Genomic DNA, 16699 nt, shown 5'->3' with positions numbered 1-16699 from the left:
TTTTATTCTTAGAAGAAATTAGGCAACTTGAACAGGGATACAATTCGCTGTGTGGTTGACTGTATTATTTGGATTTGCATAGACCAAACGTGGTTTATGAATGTTTGCTTCAGCTTCAGTAAAATCACCAAATGTAGCAATAATGACTAGATCACCAACGTCTGCTTGATGTGCAGCACCGCCGTTTACTGAAATAATTCCAGAGTTATCTTCACCACGAATCGCATAAGTCGTGAAGCGTTTGCCATTGGTTACATTCCAAACATGAATTTCTTCATATTCACGAATACCAGCTAAGTCCATCAATACGCCATCAATTGCACAAGAACCTTCATAGTGAAGTTCAGCATGGGTTACAACTGCACGGTGAATTTTGCATTTTAATAAACGAGATAGCATGGCTAGCGTCTCCTGAGTAGACCTAAGATGTAGATCTTATGGTGAAATCTTTAGCTTTTGCGGTTGGCAAAGTGGCTGATGCGCATTTTGCTCCTAAAAAAGCAAGATAGCAAGCATGATTGTTCAACAATTTAATTGGGTTTATAAGCATTAATTTGATTCATGGCCTGTGGAACTTGTCCTTGAACAAGTAGTTTCACTTTAGAAAGGGCATGATCAATTGCTGCATCCATCAGACTTTGTTCACTACTTGGTGCTTTTCCAAGTACGTGACCTGAAACTCTTTCTTTTGAGCCAGGATGTCCGATACCAATACGTAAACGATGAAAATTTGGACCAATATGAGGGACAATGTCACGTAAACCGTTATGACCACCATGTCCACCGCCTGTTTTAAGACGAATTACACCAGGGTTCATATCAAGTTCATCATGAGCAATCAAAATTGCTTCGGGAGCAATTTGATAAAATTTTGCAAATGGAACTACACTTTGTCCAGAACGGTTCATAAATGTAGTAGGTAGAAGTAGACGGACATCGTGTCCTTCTATATTACCACGTCCACTGATTCCGTGAAATTTCGGATCATTTTTTAATGTAATGCCATATTTATTAGCAAGCTGTTCAATGAACCAAAAGCCTGCATTATGGCGGGTTTGGGCATATTCTGAACCAGGATTGCCCAAACCAACAATTAGCGAAATATTTGACACTAATCTACGCCTTTCAACACTTATGCGCGTTTGAAGTCAGCGTGCATAGGAGTGTTTTTAGATGGGTGACGTTGTAACGCTTGGATTTTAACGTTTTCAACTTTGTCGCCCACTTTGATTTCTACAACTTCTTCAAAGAAAGCATTGTTTTCTAAAGCTTTTACAAGCTCACGAAGTTCTAAAGTAATAGCTACAGGCTCAGCATTGCCACCATAAATGATAGCTGGAATTAATGCTTCGTGACGAAGGCGGCGGCTCGCACCTTTCCCTTGTTTGTCTTCAGCACGCGCTTGAGCGTTTAATACGAAGTTTGCCATGAGTAAATCCTCATTAAAGTTTAAATATACTAAACTTGCGACCAGTTTAGTGATAGAAAACCCCAGCCAAAGCCAGGGTTCATAAAAGCTGCGGTATTATAAACTATCGAACATCGCACTGATAGATTCTTCGTTATTAATACGACGAATCGTTTCAGCAACCATGCTAGCAACAGAAACCTGACGGATTTTGCCCAAGGTTAATGCTTCATCAGAAAGAGGAATGGTGTCAGTGACAACCAATTCATCAATAACTGAATTACGTAAGTTTTCAATAGCCTTGCCAGAAAGTACAGGGTGAGTTGCGTATGCAACTACACGGCGTGCACCAAATTGCTTAAGCGCATCAGCTGCTTTGCACAATGTACCGGCAGTATCAACCATGTCATCTACGATAACGCAATCACGATCTTTTACGTCACCAATTAAGTGCATAACTTGCGACTCATTGGCTTTTTGACGACGTTTGTCAATAATTGCTAAATCGATGTCACCCATCTGTTTGGCAACGGCACGAGCACGTACTACACCACCAACATCAGGAGAAACCACCATAAGGTTGTCATGCTGTTGTTGACGTAAGTCAGCAAGCAAAGCAGGAGTACCGTAGATGTTGTCGACTGGAATATCGAAGAAACCCTGAATTTGGTCAGCATGTAAGTCAATCATTACGACACGATCAATACCAACAGTGGTAAGCATGTCTGCAACAACTTTAGCTGTAATCGGTACACGTGCAGAACGTGGACGACGGTCTTGGCGAGCATAACCAAAATAAGGGATAACAGCGGTAATACGACCAGCACTTGCACGACGCAAAGCGTCTGCCATAACCAAGATTTCCATAAGGTTATCATTGGTAGGGGCACAAGTAGGCTGAACGATAAATACGTCTTTACCACGAACATTTTCAGTAATTTCTACTGAAATTTCTCCATCAGAAAAGTGACCGACTGATGCAGCACCTAGAGGGATATGTAAGTGACTTACGACTTTTTGAGCGAACTGTGGATGAGCATTTCCACTAAAAACGACAAGATTGGGCATGAAGCACCCTTGGCGGTTGGTATGTAATTAAATAGATGGCAGGGGCGGCTGGATTCGAACCAACGGATGCCGAGATCAAAACCCGGTGCCTTACCACTTGGCGACGCCCCTAATGCGGCAGAACTTTAATATTTTTGCAATGCAATGTCAAGATTAATCAACAAAAAGCATAGCAATTAAGTCTGTCTTTAAAATAAGAGAATGGCAGGGGCGGCTGGATTCGAACCAACGGATGCCGAGATCAAAACCCGGTGCCTTACCACTTGGCGACGCCCCTAAATTCGATGATATATATGATGGCAGGGGCGGCTGGATTCGAACCAACGGATGCCGAGATCAAAACCCGGTGCCTTACCACTTGGCGACGCCCCTAATATAATCATCATTACAGGTGAGGTTGGCAGGGGCGGCTGGATTCGAACCAACGGATGCCGAGATCAAAACCCGGTGCCTTACCACTTGGCGACGCCCCTAACGTGTAACTTTAAAATGATTAAGAGGAGATTCTTTTAAACTATTTACCAAGTAAGATTTACAAGGTGAATGGTTAAGAATTTCATCAATATTCATTTCATTCGTTACTTCAATAAAAACACAAGCACCTGTACCTGTAAGCTTTGCTTGACCAAACTGGTCTAAATATCGCATTGCTTCTTCTACTTCAGGGTATAACTGCCGAGCTAATGGCTCAAAGTTATTTCCAAAATTAGAAGGTTCTAACTGATAGGCGCAAAATTTAGTGGTCTTAGAGTCTCTTGTCAATGTTTTTTGTGAAAAAAGCAATTGAGTGCTGATAAAACAATCAGGTTTTAAAATAATGAACTGTTTTTGATCTAAGTCTATGAATGATAAATGTTCACCAATACCTTCAGCCCATGCATTTTTACCATAAATAAAAATAGGAACATCGGCACCAAGCTTAACGCCATAGTCCGCAAGTTGTTCTTGATTTAGTCCACATTCCCATAATTGATTTAACACAATCAGGGTTGTAGCAGCATTGGATGAACCTCCGCCCAGACCTGCACCCATTGGAATATTTTTTTCAATTTTGATGTGTAGACCGCAGAAATTTTTTGCATGCGGTCTTAGTATTTGAGCAGCCCGATAAATCAGGTTTTCTTCAGGTTTGACTTCACTCAATCCATCAATTTCGATGTGTTCATCCAAAGTCGGTGTAAATATCATCCAGTCATATAAATCAATAAGTTGGAAAATAGTTTGTAACTCGTGATAACCATTTTCGCGTCGGCCTGTAATATGCAAAAACAGGTTGAGCTTAGCTGGAGAAGGAACTCGAATCATAGATTTATATAATTAGACTTAGCGGTTTTGGATGACCATTGTAATACGGTTTTCTTTATCTTCAGCAAGAGCTTGCTTTAAAACCAGTTTGTTTGGCAAAGTTTGTTCGCCATCATAGCTAAAATTAACTGTCCAGCCATCTTCAATGAGTTGGTTTACACGATTTTCGCTATCTTTACTGATTTGAGCACTTAGAGTTGCGGGTTTGGCCAAAATCCAGCTCGTTAAATGGGTAATAGGTGCTTGCCAACCAGTTGCGCGCTCTAACAGCTCTTCTGGAGAGGCAGCAGTAATTAAACCAGTTTTCGCACTATTTAACTTCACTTCACCGGGTTTACCCTGAATTTGAGTTTTTCCTACACCTAAAATACCGCTTAATTCAATATCAAAATTATCTTGTTGTTGAACCCATGTGAAAAAAGCACTACCAGTTTGCTGTGGTGTGCGAACTCCGATTTTACCTTGTAAATTAAAGTGTTTTTCATCTTGAACTTGCTGGGTAACCGCAGGTTTTGGTTGAGTAAAATGCTGACAACCGGTTAGAAATAATACACTTGATCCACAGATCGCTGTGCACAGTTGGGCAAATTTGCTCATATATTTAACTCTTTTTTGCAGATGTAGGTAAAATTAACGCATCAAGCTGTTGTAATTGTGGATCATTAGCATGTTTTTGTTTCAGTTGTTGTAACACAGCGCTAAATTGAGTTAATGATCCTTGCATATACAATGCTTTAGCATAGCGAACGCCAATATTTATATTGTGACTAAGTTCATAGGCTTTGCCTAAAGCCTCTGCCGCAGCTTCATAATCATTCTGCAAAAATGCAATATAGCCCAGCGTATCAAGAATTGAGGCTTGTTCCGGCGCATATTCTAAAGCTTGCTCTGCATATTGACGTGCTTCTTTTAGCCGACGGTTTTGTAGGGCTAGTGTATAAGCATATGCATTGAGATAAGTTGGGCTGTTAGGCTCAAGTTGTAATAATTGCTTTAATGTTTTGTCGAGTTTATCTCGATCAGTATACGGATCAAGTAATAAAACTTCTGCGTAAATGAGTTCCGGATCATCGGGTAAATTCTTTATCGCTTCATCTAATAAATTTAATGCAGCTTTTTTATTGCCCATTTTCTTTAAGATTTCAGCTTGAGCTTGATATAAGAAACTTGCATGTTGGGGATAATTTACGCGTTCTTGCGTAAGGAACCGTAAAGCATCATGTAAATTTTCTTGTTTATCATATATTGCAATCAGATTGCGTCTGGAAACGACGTATAAGCTGCCATCAACTAAACGATAGTAGGCTTTTGCGGTTTCATAATGTTGTTTACGTTCTGCATTAATTGCTAAATAGTAATACGCTTCATTTTGATATTTTGCAGAGTTTCGTAGATCAACAAGATATTGTTCTGCTTTGTCATATTGCTTTAAATCGATACTGGTTAAGCCTGCAATAAACAATGCTTCTTCAGCTTTAGGATTAGCTTCTATAACGTTTTCGAGCTTTTCTAACGCGAGCTGAGATTGATTAATTTGTATGAGATAGCGGATTTCAGCTAAACGAATGTCTAAATTTTTCTTATATTTACGGCTAGACTTCGCATACCATTTAAGCGCACCTTCTTGATCGCTCAGAGCAATGAGCAGGTTAGCTTTCATTAAAATAAAGCTCGTCACTTTAGGGCGTCGGCGTAATGCCTTGTTAATGTTGGTTAGAGCAGATTCTAATTGGCCATTTTGGGCTTCTAAGTTGGCGATGAGTGCTAAAATAGAAGGGTTATCTTTTTCAGCACTAGAGCGTAAAGCTGTTAATAGTACATCTCGATCTTGAGCATTTTCTGGAGCAATGCTTGCTAAAATTTGTTCTAAATCAGCAGTCGGATCTATTTTTAAAATTTTATCTAATGTTTCAGCGGCAAGCTGGTATTCATGTGTTTTTAAAGCAATATGTGACAAATAGAATAAAGCCGGCACATCTTTGGGCTCTTGAGCTACCCAATGTGTAGCAATATTTAAAGCGGCTTGTAAGTCATTATATTCAAGAGCAACGTCTAAAGCTCGTTGTTTAATTGAGGTAGAGTTGCTTTTAATTGCGAGCACTGTGTAATTGTGCAAAGCGTTAGGAATATCATCATAAGCCAGAGCAAATTCAGCGACCATAGTTTGTTCTAAGGCCTGATCAAATGAATGCACGGTATAGGTCTCTTGCACAGGACGTGCATAGACATGCGAGGACATGCTACCTAACAATAAGAATGTGGTAGAATACTGTCTTATCGAAGCACCGTTAAAATTAATACGGCTATTCATTTGACGCAATTTTTATTGATCCAAAGTAATGCTTTTTATGACACCGATGTTGCACAATAGCATAAATTTAGCGAAATGATGATCTGATATGTCTTTCTTTGCATTGGGTGTCAACCATCAAACAGCTTCTGTCGAACTGCGCGAAAAAATTGCTTTCAATGCAGAGCGATTAAGTCGTTTGCTTGCCGAACAAAACCATCACCAGAACTTAAAGGATTTGGTGGTCGTTTCGACGTGTAACCGCACAGAAGTGTATGCCATGGCAGAAAATGCCGAAAGCCTTTTGAAATGGTTAGCCGATGCCAATAATATTGATGTACAGCACTTAATTCATCATGTTTATCGTTACGAGAACACGCAGGCAATTACACATTTAATGCGAGTAGCGAGTGGTCTAGACTCTCTCATGCTGGGTGAGCCGCAAATTTTAGGGCAGGTTAAAAGTGCTTTAGCATTGTCTAAAGAAGCTCAAACGGTTTCTCCTGAATTAAACAGTGTTTTTGAATATGCTTTTTATGCTGCTAAACGTGTACGTTCCGAAACGGCGGTGGGTAGTCATGCCGTTTCGATGGGGTATGCAGTAGCGCAATTAGCTTTACAGGTCTTTAGTAAGCCCGAAAAACTTACTGTAATGGTTGTTGCCGCAGGTGAAATGAATAGTTTGGTTGCTAAACATCTGGCTGAAATGGGTGTTGCCAAAATTATTATTTGTAACCGTAGCCGTGAGCGTGCCGACCAATTAGCTCAAGAAATTTCACATCAAGTTGAAGTTGAAATTATTGATTTTTCAGCATTGGCTGAAAACTTATATCGTGCTGATGTTGTGTCTAGCTGTACTGGTAGTTTATATCAAGTTATTGCCTATCCCGATGTTAAGGCTGCATTAAAGAAACGTCGTTATCAACAAATGTTAATGGTTGATTTAGCCGTGCCTCGTGATATAGATCCTAAAGTTGAAGCGCTTGATGGGGTCTATTTGTATGGTGTTGATGATTTACAAAGTGTGATTGATGAAAACCTTGCTCAACGACGTCAGGCCGCTGTTGAAGCAGAAGTCATGGTCAATCAGTTAGCTACTCAGCTTATTACGCATCAAAAAGTTAAAGAGGCTGGTAGCACAATTCATGCTTACCGCCAACATAGTGAAGAAATTAGTCAACAAGAGCTTACGCACGCATTAGAGGCTTTGCATCATGGTGAAAATGCTGAACAAGTATTACAGCAATTTGCGCATCGTTTGACGCAAAAGCTTATGCATCCGACATCTATTTTGCTACGCGAAGCTGCCAAGGCAGAAAATCCTGATTATTTAGAATGGCTACAACAGCATTTACAGGACGTCTTTGATCATGAGCGTAAGCCAAAACATTAAGACAACAGTCTTAAGCTAATTTGTTTTGTTAGTTCATTGAGTTGCTGTCTTAGATTTCTTGATTCAATCAGAGAAATCGGTGACTTAAGCTTTTGACGTAAATATCTTTCTTTTAAGCCTAATGCATATTCTTGAGCTAACTTGTCTGCCACTTCAGGTGCTTGAGTTAATGCCTGGATATTGGTTCTTTGCATAATATCTGCAATTTCATGGCAATAACTGCTGCATGCACCTAAAACATAATAAGTCGCTAGCTCTTGATCATCAGGCAACTCATCAAATATACGGTTTAAAGTTGCTAATATTTTAGCCAATAACTCATCTTGGGGAATATAGGCACGTAATCCTTCAAAATGAATATAAAGGAATGGATGATGCATCAAAATTGCGACAGCAAAGTCTTCATCTTTCGTTTGAATATTAAATGATAACGATGCATCGTGACTAACTTGTGGGGTAAAACGTTTACCCAGTCCGAGTTTTTCACGGAAAGATTGATTAAGTAAATAACGGAAAGAACCCTGTTTGGGTAATAGTTCAGTTAGTTCCCTGAGTTCACCCATGACCAAGCTTTTGCCTTCAGGAGTGCTAATGTCGTGTTGACCTGTTAAATGGGCAAACACAAAATCAGACAAAAGAGGGGCCTGTTGTAATAGTTTCTGGAAATTTTCAAGCCCTTCACGACGTATAAGAGAGTCCGGATCGTGGTCATTTGGTAGAACGAAAAATTTGAGTTCGCGACCATCATTGAGAAGTGGTAAAGCAATTTCTAGCGTTCTTCGTGCTGCTTTTTGACCTGCAGCATCGCCGTCAAAAGCAATGGTAATTCGGCTATTTTGTTTAAATAAAATATTAAGATGTTCTGTATTACTTGCAGTCCCTAATGTTGCGACAGCCCCTGTAATGCCATATTGCTGAAGCGCAATGACATCCATGTAACCTTCAACCATTAACCAGTCGCTAGACTTAAGTTTTCTACCCTCATAAAGCCCGTAAAGTAGCTGATTCTTGTGAAAGACTTCTGAGTCAGGTGAGTTGATGTATTTAGGTTTGATTTCATCATTTAAGGCACGTCCACCAAAACCAACGACGCGGCCTTTAGGATCTCGAATCGGGAAAATGACACGGTCACGTAATAAGTCAAAATCACGACCACTATCGCTTGAACGAATAAGTCCAAGTTGTTTTAAACCATCAATGTCATAAGGAAAAGCTTTTTCTAAATGTTGCCAGTCTTCTGGTGCATAGCCCAAGCGCCAAAACTGAATAGTCTGATTAGTTAATCCGCGTTGTTTAAAGTAGTTTTTTGCTTTTTGACTATTAGGTAATTGGTGTTCATAGAACTGAGCAACATTGTCCAGTAAGTCATATAAATTACCTTCTTGAACTGGTTCGTCAAAACTAAAAGGCTGCTCAAACTGAGCAAATGGGTCATCAAAAAATACAGGTTCAAGCGTGTTATAGCTTTCATCAGTTGGTTGTTGTGAAGTCGGAGTTACAGGCTCCGCCGTATTTGCTTTAGCAACTGGTGGTTTCGTAACCTGACGGGTATAAGACAGCTTTTTATTTTCAGTATTATCTTTCGGTAGTTCGACTCCAGCGCTACTCGATAGCTCCTTCATGACATCTATAAAATTTCGGTTATCGATGTCCATAAGAAAACGGATCGCGTTCCCGTTAGCCTGACAACCAAAGCAGTGATAATACTGCTTGTCGCGATAGACATGGAACGATGGCGTTTTTTCTTGATGAAAAGGGCAACAGCCGGAATATGTACGTCCCGTCTTTTTCAGCTTCACACGTTGACCAATCAGATCGACAATATCTGTGCGATCTAAAATCTGATCAATCGTATGTTGTGGAATTGCCATAATTCAGATAACCGTATTAAAACTGATGAGAGAGTGAGTCAGAATATTCTGACATGATGAGGCAAGATCTACACAATAAATATTTTAATATTTTATAAAAACAAACAGGCAAGTGGTATCACTTGCCTGTTTATTGATGCTTTTTTAAATTTGTAACTTATTGAGCAGCGTCGCTAGTACCTTGAGTTGCATCATCTGACTGAGTATCAGTTGATACACCTGTAGAGCTAACAGCTGGAGCAACAGTTGTATTTTCTGCTGGCTGTGGCTCTGGTTTATCTAATAAACCGAAGCTTAAACGATTTGTCCAACTACGCTCTGACTTTGGAGCTTCAACAGTTGTTTTTTCTGGTTCTTCAGTTTCTTCTTTATTTGAATTACCAATTAAACCAAAGCTTACGCGATTGAGGAAACCACGTTTTGGAGCTTCTGCTTCAGCTGTGCTTTCTGGAGTTGCAGCTGTGGATTCACGACCGAAAATACCCAGAGTCGCACGGTTAATCCAGTTACCTTCTTTACGAGCAGCACGCATGTTAACTGTGCCGTCTTTTTTCACCAAGTTAGGGTAATTAAGTTTTAAAACTTCAATATATTGTTGTGAAGTCGCTTTATCACCTAATTGGTTATAGCTATATGCCAAAGTCGCTAATGCTTCTGGAACTTGAGGAGTTTGTGGATAGTGTTCAATTACCCATTGCGAACGTTCGGCAGCTGCGATCCAAGCTTTACGTTTAACGTTAAAACGCGCAGCAGTCATTTCATTTTCAGCAAGTTCTTGCCCAATGAACTTCATACGCTGAGCAGCATCAACAGAGTATTGGCTACTTGGGAAACGACGAATTAAATCAACAAAGTTCTGATAAGCAACTTTTAAATAACTTACATCACGATGAGATTGTTGCAGAGATGTATAGCGCATCAAACTGTCGTAGTTTTGCTCCATATTCGATACAGCACGAACATAGTAAGCATAATCTACATTTGGATGTTGAGGATTTAAACGAATAAAACGTTCTGCTAAGGCAATCGCGCCTTCATAATCTTTTTGTTTAAATTTTGAATATAGAAGTTCAAGTTGTGCTTGTTGTGCGTATTGTCCAGTCGGATAATAAGTATCGATTGCTTCTAAAGACTTGGTCGCATCAAGATATTGACCACGGTCAAGCGACTTTTGGGCCTTTTCGAAGTAAGCTTGTTCACTAGATTGTGGGCCACTATCGACCACTTCTTTTTTACTTGGATTGCTGCTACAGCCCACAAATGCAGACGCTACACCTAAAGATAAGGCAAGCATCGTAATTTTATAACGTGGTAGCGACATAAAAACTCCTCTGTTATGTTGGGCAATGAGCTACAATTGCGCTATTAAACCACTTTTATCTCAATGATCAAATGACTTCAGCACAATCTTCAAACACAAACTTATCTGAAACCGACTTCAATTTACTTGAAGATTCTGAGGATGCAGATAACCATACTTCTGATACAACTGCAACACGTTTATCGTTGCAAGTTCAGTTAGATGAAACCTATCTGGGACAACGTATCGATCAGGTTGCGGCCTTGGTGTGGAATGAGTTTTCACGTGAAAAGCTTAAACAATGGTTGAAGGATGGCCATCTGTTGGTGAATGGTAACATTGTCAAGCCTAAGCACCGTTGTGAAGGGACAGAGTTGCTTACACTCGAAGTTGAGCTCGAAGCACAGACCACAAGCCAACCTGAAAATATTCCACTTAATATTGTTTATGAAGATGACGACATTTTAGTCATTAATAAACCAGTAGGCATGGTGGTACATCCAGGGGCAGGCAATAGTTCTGGAACTTTAGTGAATGCATTGCTTTATCATTTCCCAAAATTGTCGGAACTTTCTCGCGCAGGTTTAGTGCATCGTATTGATAAAGATACAAGCGGTTTGTTAGTCGTTGCCAAGAGCCTTGAAGCACAATTTTCTTTAAGTAAACAGTTGGCAAATAAATCGGTTTACCGTGTATATGACCTAGTTGTTTATGGAAATATTATTGCTGGCGGTACGATTGATGAACCGATCAAACGTCATCCTGTTGACCGTGTGAAAATGGCGATTTTACCGGGCGGGCGTGATGCTGTGACCCATTACAATGTAAAAGAACGCTTTAAAGATTTTACTCGGGTACAAGCTCGTCTTGAAACAGGCCGAACTCATCAGATTCGTGTGCATTTTAGTTATATCGGCTATGGACTGATCGGTGATCAGATTTATATGAACCGTGTACGTGTACCAGCAGGGGCATCTGAATTACTCATTGATACTTTACGTGGTTTTAAACGTCAAGCATTGCATGCAGCTAAATTGGGTTTGAAACATCCTCGTACGGGTGAAGAAATGCTATTTGAAGCGCCGTGGCCTGAAGATTTTACGCATTTAGTAGATGTGTTACGTTCAGAAAACGCTGCATATTAAGGACGCGTATATGGAATTTGTTCAAGGTTTACCTCAAGGCGTATATGTAGGACAGACACGTGTTCAACATCCTTTAGCATTAGCAACGGATCAACATGAGCTGTCTGGCTTTAATCTGGCTTTACATGTGAATGATGAGGCAAAACGTGTTCAGCAACATCGCATGATATTGCTAGATGAGTTTGCCCAGTTTTGTGTTAAAAAAATGACATGGATGACTCAAACACATAGTACGATTTGCCATACAGTAAATGAACAAATTCCTTTTAAGGCTTTAATTGGTGATGGTTTGGTCACTCAAACCAAAGGCCATGCTTTAATGATGATGACTGCTGATTGTTTACCTATCGTGTTAGGTAACGCCGAAGGTACCGAAGTTGCAAACTTACATGCGGGTTGGCGTGGTTTAGCTGGCGGGATTGTTGAAAACACGATTGCTGCTATGCAGAACCCCCCAGCTTGGGCATGGTTAGGAGCTGCGATTAGCCAATCTTGTTTTGAAATTGGGGCTGAAGTAAAGGCTGCTTTTTGTGATAAATATCCTGAGTTGGAAACAGCTTTTGTTGAGGGGGCTGCTCCAAATAAATTTCATGCAGATTTATATGCAATTGCACGTTTTATTTTGCAGAGTCTAGGTGTGAAGCAGGTTTTAGGCGGAGACCAATGTTCATATCAACAGAGCGATGAATATTTTTCTTATCGTCGTGATGCGAAGACTGGGCGTATGGCTACCTTTGTTTTTATCTAAGCTTTATAAACATCATTAAATTCACTCTCTTATTTTGTAGTCATTAAATAAAGTAAGAGAGCGTCTATTTAGCTTAAAGATATTACGATTGTGAATTGTATTGAAATGCTTCTATTTCATATTTATAGATGTAGGTTTAGCAAGCGTTAATAAAATGATAAAATAGAAAAAATCGCTCAAAATTTTAATCTTATGTCTTTGCCTGAAAAACATCTCTCAATTGTCTACCACAGTCCATATGGTCATACCGCTAAGGTGGCCTCTGCTATTGCTGCTGGTGCAGAGGTGATGGGGGTGAAAGTACACTTAATGAATATTGAGCATATTGATTGGGATGCGCTTGATGCATCACAAGGCATTATTTTCGGATCACCTACCTATATGGGAAGTATGACTGCCGATTTTAAAAAATTTATGGACAGTACTTCTAAACGTTGGAAAGAACGTGTGTGGCAAGGCAAACTTGCGGCTGGCTTTGCAAATTCGGGCGGATTGAGTGGCGATAAACTTGCGGTATTACAACAATTAAATATTTTTGCCATGCAACATGGCATGCTTTGGTCAGGTTTACCGTTAATGACGACAGGGCATAGTGAAAAAGATTTAAACCGATTATCGAGTTGCTTAGGTTTGATGACACAGTCAGATAATGCGCCTGTTGAAATTACTCCTCCACAAGGTGATTTAGATACAGCTAAATGGTTTGGTGAATATATTGCTGGACTGCTTTATCGAATAAGTTAAAATAAGTTTTTGATTTTATTTTATTAAATATTTAGTTCTTACTCTAATTACAAAAACGTTGTATTTTTTTTGTTCTTTTTTGATTATTTTTTACCAAATGGTTTATTTGGACAGTGATGTCCAAAACTTAATAAATAAAAAAATGGAATAATCATGAAAATTTTTTTAACAGCTCTTTGTCTAAGTTGGGCTACTTTAAGCTATGCCAATTTAGAACCTGCAAATCTTGTTCCACTCACTGATTCAGAACTTTCTAAAGTTGAAGCTCAGGCATTATTTTCATTTACATATACAGACCCAAAACAAGCTGATGCTTCGATGAATCAGCAAAATATTGGCTTTTACAAATTAGGTTTAGAGGCAAATCTTGAACTAAATGCCAATGTTAATAAGTTGCAATTAGGGTGTGGCGGAGTAAACGGTTTAGGTGGGTGTGATATTGATATTGATAACTTAAGTTTAAGTGGCTTAAGCGATACAAGTGAGGGTCGAGCTTCATCTTCGGCTGTTTTTAGTAATCCATTTATTGAATTTGCAATTAAAAATCCAGACAGCGCAGCTTTGAGAGAAATAAAAGGTTTCCGTCTAAGTGCGGAAAAGGTTGTGGGCCTATTGACTATGGGACTTGAAAATTCAGAAACACCAAATGGAATTAATAGCTTAAGTGGTTATTTAAAAATTAAAGATACCACTGGTTTAGCTTATACTGCTGCTCGTAATATGTCTTATCAAGATACAGGCAAGACCATTGATGGAACTGTGAATGCATGTATCGGAATTTGTATCCCTTTAGGATTTAATTCATCTGATTATAATTTGCAATTACAACAAACCACTGCACCTATTGTTATTAATGGACAAGTCATTTCTGGTTCAAGAATGAATAATGTCATGCTGAACGGGGTAGCAAATATCGATCAGCTTAACTTCACTGGAGACTTGAAAGCTTCTATTAATGCAGCACTTGGTCTATTAAATTTACAAAAAAATGTAACAGGCAGCATTACCGGATTAAGAGCTGCATTGACTGTTGATCAAAGTCTTGGATTTATTCATAAAATTGAACTAAACAATCCTTTCTCACTTTCTTTGCAAGGCCAACAAATATTTTGGCCAGGTGCAGATGCGGCAGCGGAACGTGGCTGGTGGATGGCTTTTGATGATGAAATTGATATTGGTAACGTGACGCCAAGTAAACAAATTGAAATAACTAATGACGTTTTAAAGCAGGTGGTAGGTCCAATTAGTGGTTATTTAACTGAAAATCCAGTGAGGTGTAATCTTTTAAATTGTTTATTTGGTGAAGACTTGGCAGTTGGTGAAGTTAAATTACCCAATACGATTGTGAATTTTCCATTGAAAGATTTACAACTTAAAAATCAATCATTTGCACCAAACTGTTACGGTAATTTAAAATTCTGCTAAATTTAAAGTGACATAAAAAAACCTTTAAAGTTAACTTTAAAGGTTTTTTTATTACTTATGAAATATACGAGCTTTATCACGTTGCCAGTCACGGTCTTTTTCGGTTGCACGTTTGTCATGAAGCTGTTTACCCTTCACAAGCGCAATCTCTAGTTTGACTAAATGACCTTTCCAATAACACGCTAAAGGAACGCATGAGTAACCTTTTTGGTTAACTGCACCCATTAGGTGTTCAAGCTGACGTCGGGAGAGCAATAGTTTACGGGTACGTGTTGCCTCAGGTACAACATGGGTCGAAGCCGATAATAAAGGCTGAATTTGTGAACCAAGTAAAAATGCTTCGCCATTTTTGAAAATGACATAACTTTCTGTCAAAGTCATACGCCCAGCACGTAAGGATTTTACTTCCCAACCTTGAAGTGACATGCCTGCTTCAAATTTTTCTTCGATAAAATAATCATGACGGGCACGCTTATTTTGTGCGATTGTTCCGCCATTGTTTTTTTTCACTACTGTTGCTTTCGCCATAATTCAAACTTCCACAATTATGCCTATTGTGCCGTAAACTGATGCTAAGGTGAAGTTTTTCCTGCACATGAATATTTCGCCTCATGTATAACTTTTGCTAAAATAGGTTCACAATATAATTAGAGTACTAGCGGATGTCTAAAACGCGTGTAATTTATCCTGGAACATTTGACCCCATCACGAATGGACACGTTGATTTAGTTACTAGAGCCTCAAGAATGTTTGATGAGGTTGTAGTAGCAATTGCAATTGGACATCATAAAAACCCTTTGTTCAGTCTAGAAGAAAGAGTTGAACTGGCCCAAAAATCACTAAGCCACCTATCAAATGTTGAATTTGTTGGCTTTGATGGTTTACTGGTTAATTTTTTCAGAGAGCAGAAGGCAACAGCAGTACTTCGTGGTTTAAGAGCGGTCTCTGATTTTGAATATGAATTTCAATTGGCTAATATGAACCGTCAACTTGACCCACATTTTGAAGCGGTGTTTTTAACACCATCTGAGCAGTATTCATTTATTTCTTCGACATTGATTCGGGAAATTGCTCGTTTAAAAGGGGATGTAACCAAGTTTGTTCCGCAAGCTGTGGTTGAGGCCTTTGAACGTAAACATCAACAAGGTTGGTAACGTGTCGTTATATATCACCGATGAATGCATAAACTGTGATGTTTGTGAACCAGTTTGCCCGAATGAAGCAATTTTTATGGGTGAGGTGATTTATGAAATTCATCCAGATTTATGTACTGAGTGCGTTGGTCATCATGACCAACCGCAATGTCAGTTGTTTTGTCCTGTAGATTGTATTCCTAAAGATCCACAGCATGAGGAAACAGAAGAACAGCTCTTCGACAAATATAAAAAATTAATTGCTCAAAAAAGCACGAGCAATTAGTAAATAAATTTGTTAATATGCGCCCCTGAGGTGAGCTGGATGGTCGCTGCTGTGGAGGTCTTCGTGACTGAAGCAGGGGAGGAAAGTCCGGGCTTCATAGGGCAGGGTGCCAGGTAACGCCTGGGCGGTGAAAGCCGACGGAAAGTGCAGCAGAGAGTAGACCGCCTCATTCGTGAGGTAAGGGTGAAAGGGTGCGGTAAGAGCGCACCGCGTGTCTGGTAACAGTTCACGGCATGGTAAACCCCACCAGAAGCAAGACCAAATAGGAATCCTGAGGTACGGCCCGTACTGGATTCGGGTAGGTCGCTTGAGCGTATGAGTGATTGTACGCCTAGAGGAATGACCATCCTCGACAGAACCCGGCTTATAGGCTCACTTCACCTAATTTATTTAAAATTTTTCTTGACGTGCATTAAAGAAACTAAGATAATGCGCGCACAGTTTTCGGCTATGTAGCTCAGTTGGTTAGAGCACCGCACTCATAATGCGGGGGTCACAAGTTCAAGTCTCGTCATAGCCACCATTTTATAGACCACGCTCCTGCGTGGTCTTTTTTTATGCTCATTTTTTGATTAAACACAGT

The 16699-nt window shown here is 39.6% G+C and carries 17 protein-coding genes, 5 tRNA genes and 1 other RNA gene; 9 read left to right on the top strand and 14 right to left on the bottom strand.

The window, feature by feature from the left end; all coding sequences use genetic code 11:
• Nucleotides 1-18: 18 nt before the first annotated feature.
• From panD to K6I41_RS15130, 11 genes are all read right to left on the bottom strand, one after another.
• The gene (panD, locus tag K6I41_RS15180) at nucleotides 19-399 is read right to left on the bottom strand and encodes an aspartate 1-decarboxylase (protein ID WP_002120296.1); all 381 of its coding nucleotides are present in this window, start codon (nucleotides 397-399) and stop codon (nucleotides 19-21) included.
• 131 nt (nucleotides 400-530) lie between these two features.
• Complete coding sequence (pth, locus tag K6I41_RS15175; RefSeq protein WP_005303077.1) at nucleotides 531-1112, bottom strand: aminoacyl-tRNA hydrolase; 582 nt, start codon at nucleotides 1110-1112, stop codon at nucleotides 531-533.
• A gap of 20 nt (nucleotides 1113-1132) precedes the next feature.
• Nucleotides 1133-1429 carry a 50S ribosomal protein L25 gene (rplY, locus tag K6I41_RS15170; RefSeq protein WP_004794199.1) on the bottom strand — a complete coding sequence of 99 codons (297 nt, stop codon included), beginning with the start codon at nucleotides 1427-1429 and terminating at the stop codon, nucleotides 1133-1135.
• Between the two features lie 96 nt (nucleotides 1430-1525).
• Nucleotides 1526-2476 carry a ribose-phosphate pyrophosphokinase gene (locus tag K6I41_RS15165; RefSeq protein ID WP_005303079.1) on the bottom strand — a complete coding sequence of 317 codons (951 nt, stop codon included), beginning with the start codon at nucleotides 2474-2476 and terminating at the stop codon, nucleotides 1526-1528.
• Nucleotides 2477-2512: 36 nt separating this feature from the next.
• Nucleotides 2513-2587, bottom strand: a tRNA-Gln gene (locus K6I41_RS15160).
• Between the two features lie 91 nt (nucleotides 2588-2678).
• Nucleotides 2679-2753: transfer RNA gene (locus tag K6I41_RS15155), tRNA-Gln, on the bottom strand.
• A gap of 20 nt (nucleotides 2754-2773) precedes the next feature.
• Nucleotides 2774-2848: transfer RNA gene (locus tag K6I41_RS15150), tRNA-Gln, on the bottom strand.
• A gap of 26 nt (nucleotides 2849-2874) precedes the next feature.
• Nucleotides 2875-2949, bottom strand: a tRNA-Gln gene (locus tag K6I41_RS15145).
• Entirely contained in the window at nucleotides 2948-3781 is an 834-nt protein-coding gene (gene ispE / locus K6I41_RS15140; RefSeq protein ID WP_250374722.1) for a 4-(cytidine 5'-diphospho)-2-C-methyl-D-erythritol kinase, read from the bottom strand. Before ispE ends, K6I41_RS15145 begins: the two co-directional genes overlap by 2 nt.
• Before the next feature lie 18 nt (nucleotides 3782-3799).
• Nucleotides 3800-4378, bottom strand: coding sequence for a lipoprotein insertase outer membrane protein LolB (gene lolB / locus K6I41_RS15135; RefSeq protein ID WP_004794197.1), 579 nt, complete (start codon nucleotides 4376-4378; stop codon nucleotides 3800-3802).
• A 4-nt stretch (nucleotides 4379-4382) separates the two neighbouring features.
• The gene (locus K6I41_RS15130) at nucleotides 4383-6092 is read right to left on the bottom strand and encodes a tetratricopeptide repeat protein (protein WP_023274311.1); all 1710 of its coding nucleotides are present in this window, start codon (nucleotides 6090-6092) and stop codon (nucleotides 4383-4385) included.
• Nucleotides 6093-6180: 88 nt separating this feature from the next.
• Between K6I41_RS15130 and hemA the strand changes: the two genes are divergently transcribed.
• Nucleotides 6181-7464, top strand: a complete 1284-nt coding sequence (gene hemA, locus K6I41_RS15125; RefSeq protein ID WP_004794195.1) for a glutamyl-tRNA reductase — start codon at nucleotides 6181-6183, stop codon at nucleotides 7462-7464.
• On the opposite strand, the gene K6I41_RS15120 is transcribed toward hemA, so the two are convergent.
• Together K6I41_RS15120 and K6I41_RS15115 are read right to left on the bottom strand one after the other, a co-directional pair.
• Nucleotides 7461-9335 carry a DNA primase gene (locus K6I41_RS15120; RefSeq protein WP_151767206.1) on the bottom strand — a complete coding sequence of 625 codons (1875 nt, stop codon included), beginning with the start codon at nucleotides 9333-9335 and terminating at the stop codon, nucleotides 7461-7463. The two genes, hemA and K6I41_RS15120, sit on opposite strands and share 4 nt — an antisense overlap.
• Before the next feature lie 157 nt (nucleotides 9336-9492).
• Nucleotides 9493-10656, bottom strand: coding sequence for an outer membrane protein assembly factor BamD (locus K6I41_RS15115; RefSeq protein ID WP_151767205.1), 1164 nt, complete (start codon nucleotides 10654-10656; stop codon nucleotides 9493-9495).
• A gap of 71 nt (nucleotides 10657-10727) precedes the next feature.
• Between K6I41_RS15115 and rluD the strand changes: the two genes are divergently transcribed.
• The 4 genes from rluD to K6I41_RS15095 all read left to right on the top strand — a co-directional run bounded on the left by rluD (nucleotide 10728) and on the right by K6I41_RS15095 (nucleotide 14697).
• Nucleotides 10728-11780 carry a 23S rRNA pseudouridine(1911/1915/1917) synthase RluD gene (gene rluD / locus K6I41_RS15110; RefSeq protein ID WP_005303089.1) on the top strand — a complete coding sequence of 351 codons (1053 nt, stop codon included), beginning with the start codon at nucleotides 10728-10730 and terminating at the stop codon, nucleotides 11778-11780.
• Between the two features lie 10 nt (nucleotides 11781-11790).
• Complete coding sequence (gene pgeF / locus K6I41_RS15105; protein WP_250374721.1) at nucleotides 11791-12528, top strand: peptidoglycan editing factor PgeF; 738 nt, start codon at nucleotides 11791-11793, stop codon at nucleotides 12526-12528.
• Nucleotides 12529-12720: 192 nt separating this feature from the next.
• Nucleotides 12721-13272: a flavodoxin family protein gene (locus K6I41_RS15100; RefSeq protein WP_174727539.1), complete on the top strand. Its 552-nt coding sequence runs from the start codon at nucleotides 12721-12723 to the stop codon at nucleotides 13270-13272.
• A 153-nt stretch (nucleotides 13273-13425) separates the two neighbouring features.
• Entirely contained in the window at nucleotides 13426-14697 is a 1272-nt protein-coding gene (locus K6I41_RS15095) for a hypothetical protein (protein WP_049838155.1), read from the top strand.
• Nucleotides 14698-14748: 51 nt separating this feature from the next.
• On the opposite strand, the gene smpB is transcribed toward K6I41_RS15095, so the two are convergent.
• Nucleotides 14749-15225: an SsrA-binding protein SmpB gene (smpB, locus tag K6I41_RS15090; protein WP_009393793.1), complete on the bottom strand. Its 477-nt coding sequence runs from the start codon at nucleotides 15223-15225 to the stop codon at nucleotides 14749-14751.
• 134 nt (nucleotides 15226-15359) lie between these two features.
• Between smpB and coaD the strand changes: the two genes are divergently transcribed.
• The 4 genes from coaD (at nucleotide 15360) to K6I41_RS15070 (ending at nucleotide 16639) form a co-directional block, all read left to right on the top strand.
• A complete protein-coding gene (coaD, locus tag K6I41_RS15085; RefSeq protein WP_023274310.1) occupies nucleotides 15360-15851 on the top strand; it encodes a pantetheine-phosphate adenylyltransferase in 492 nt (163 codons plus the stop codon).
• A gap of 1 nt (nucleotide 15852) precedes the next feature.
• On the top strand, nucleotides 15853-16116 hold the full coding sequence (locus tag K6I41_RS15080; RefSeq protein WP_004794186.1) for a YfhL family 4Fe-4S dicluster ferredoxin: 264 nt from the start codon (nucleotides 15853-15855) through the stop codon (nucleotides 16114-16116).
• A gap of 27 nt (nucleotides 16117-16143) precedes the next feature.
• An RNA gene (gene rnpB, locus K6I41_RS15075) (RNase P RNA component class A) lies at nucleotides 16144-16499 on the top strand.
• Nucleotides 16500-16562: 63 nt separating this feature from the next.
• Nucleotides 16563-16639: transfer RNA gene (locus K6I41_RS15070), tRNA-Met, on the top strand.
• Nucleotides 16640-16699 lie beyond the last annotated feature (60 nt).

It is taken from the genome of Acinetobacter sp. AS23 (genome assembly GCF_023612055.1).
In the GTDB taxonomy this organism is placed as follows: domain Bacteria; phylum Pseudomonadota; class Gammaproteobacteria; order Pseudomonadales; family Moraxellaceae; genus Acinetobacter; species Acinetobacter oleivorans.
The sequence above is the reverse complement of the archived record's forward strand: the minus strand, read 5'-3'. Positions and strand labels throughout refer to the sequence as shown.

Bases quoted from the DNA above. Each gene is read 5' to 3' on its own strand.
- K6I41_RS15120 (WP_151767206.1), bottom strand. From the start codon at position 9,335: ATGGCAATTCCACAACATACGATTGATCAGATTTTAGATCGCACAGAT.
- panD (WP_002120296.1), bottom strand. From the start codon at position 399: ATGCTATCTCGTTTATTAAAATGCAAAATTCACCGTGCAGTTGTAACC.
- K6I41_RS15130 (WP_023274311.1), bottom strand. From the start codon at position 6,092: ATGAATAGCCGTATTAATTTTAACGGTGCTTCGATAAGACAGTATTCT.
- rplY (WP_004794199.1), bottom strand. From the start codon at position 1,429: ATGGCAAACTTCGTATTAAACGCTCAAGCGCGTGCTGAAGACAAACAA.
- coaD (WP_023274310.1), top strand. From the start codon at position 15,360: ATGTCTAAAACGCGTGTAATTTATCCTGGAACATTTGACCCCATCACG.
- K6I41_RS15115 (WP_151767205.1), bottom strand. From the start codon at position 10,656: ATGTCGCTACCACGTTATAAAATTACGATGCTTGCCTTATCTTTAGGT.
- K6I41_RS15095 (WP_049838155.1), top strand. From the start codon at position 13,426: ATGAAAATTTTTTTAACAGCTCTTTGTCTAAGTTGGGCTACTTTAAGC.
- ispE (WP_250374722.1), bottom strand. From the start codon at position 3,781: ATGATTCGAGTTCCTTCTCCAGCTAAGCTCAACCTGTTTTTGCATATT.
- lolB (WP_004794197.1), bottom strand. From the start codon at position 4,378: ATGAGCAAATTTGCCCAACTGTGCACAGCGATCTGTGGATCAAGTGTA.
- smpB (WP_009393793.1), bottom strand. From the start codon at position 15,225: ATGGCGAAAGCAACAGTAGTGAAAAAAAACAATGGCGGAACAATCGCA.
- pgeF (WP_250374721.1), top strand. From the start codon at position 11,791: ATGGAATTTGTTCAAGGTTTACCTCAAGGCGTATATGTAGGACAGACA.
- K6I41_RS15100 (WP_174727539.1), top strand. From the start codon at position 12,721: ATGTCTTTGCCTGAAAAACATCTCTCAATTGTCTACCACAGTCCATAT.
- K6I41_RS15165 (WP_005303079.1), bottom strand. From the start codon at position 2,476: ATGCCCAATCTTGTCGTTTTTAGTGGAAATGCTCATCCACAGTTCGCT.
- rluD (WP_005303089.1), top strand. From the start codon at position 10,728: ATGACTTCAGCACAATCTTCAAACACAAACTTATCTGAAACCGACTTC.
- hemA (WP_004794195.1), top strand. From the start codon at position 6,181: ATGTCTTTCTTTGCATTGGGTGTCAACCATCAAACAGCTTCTGTCGAA.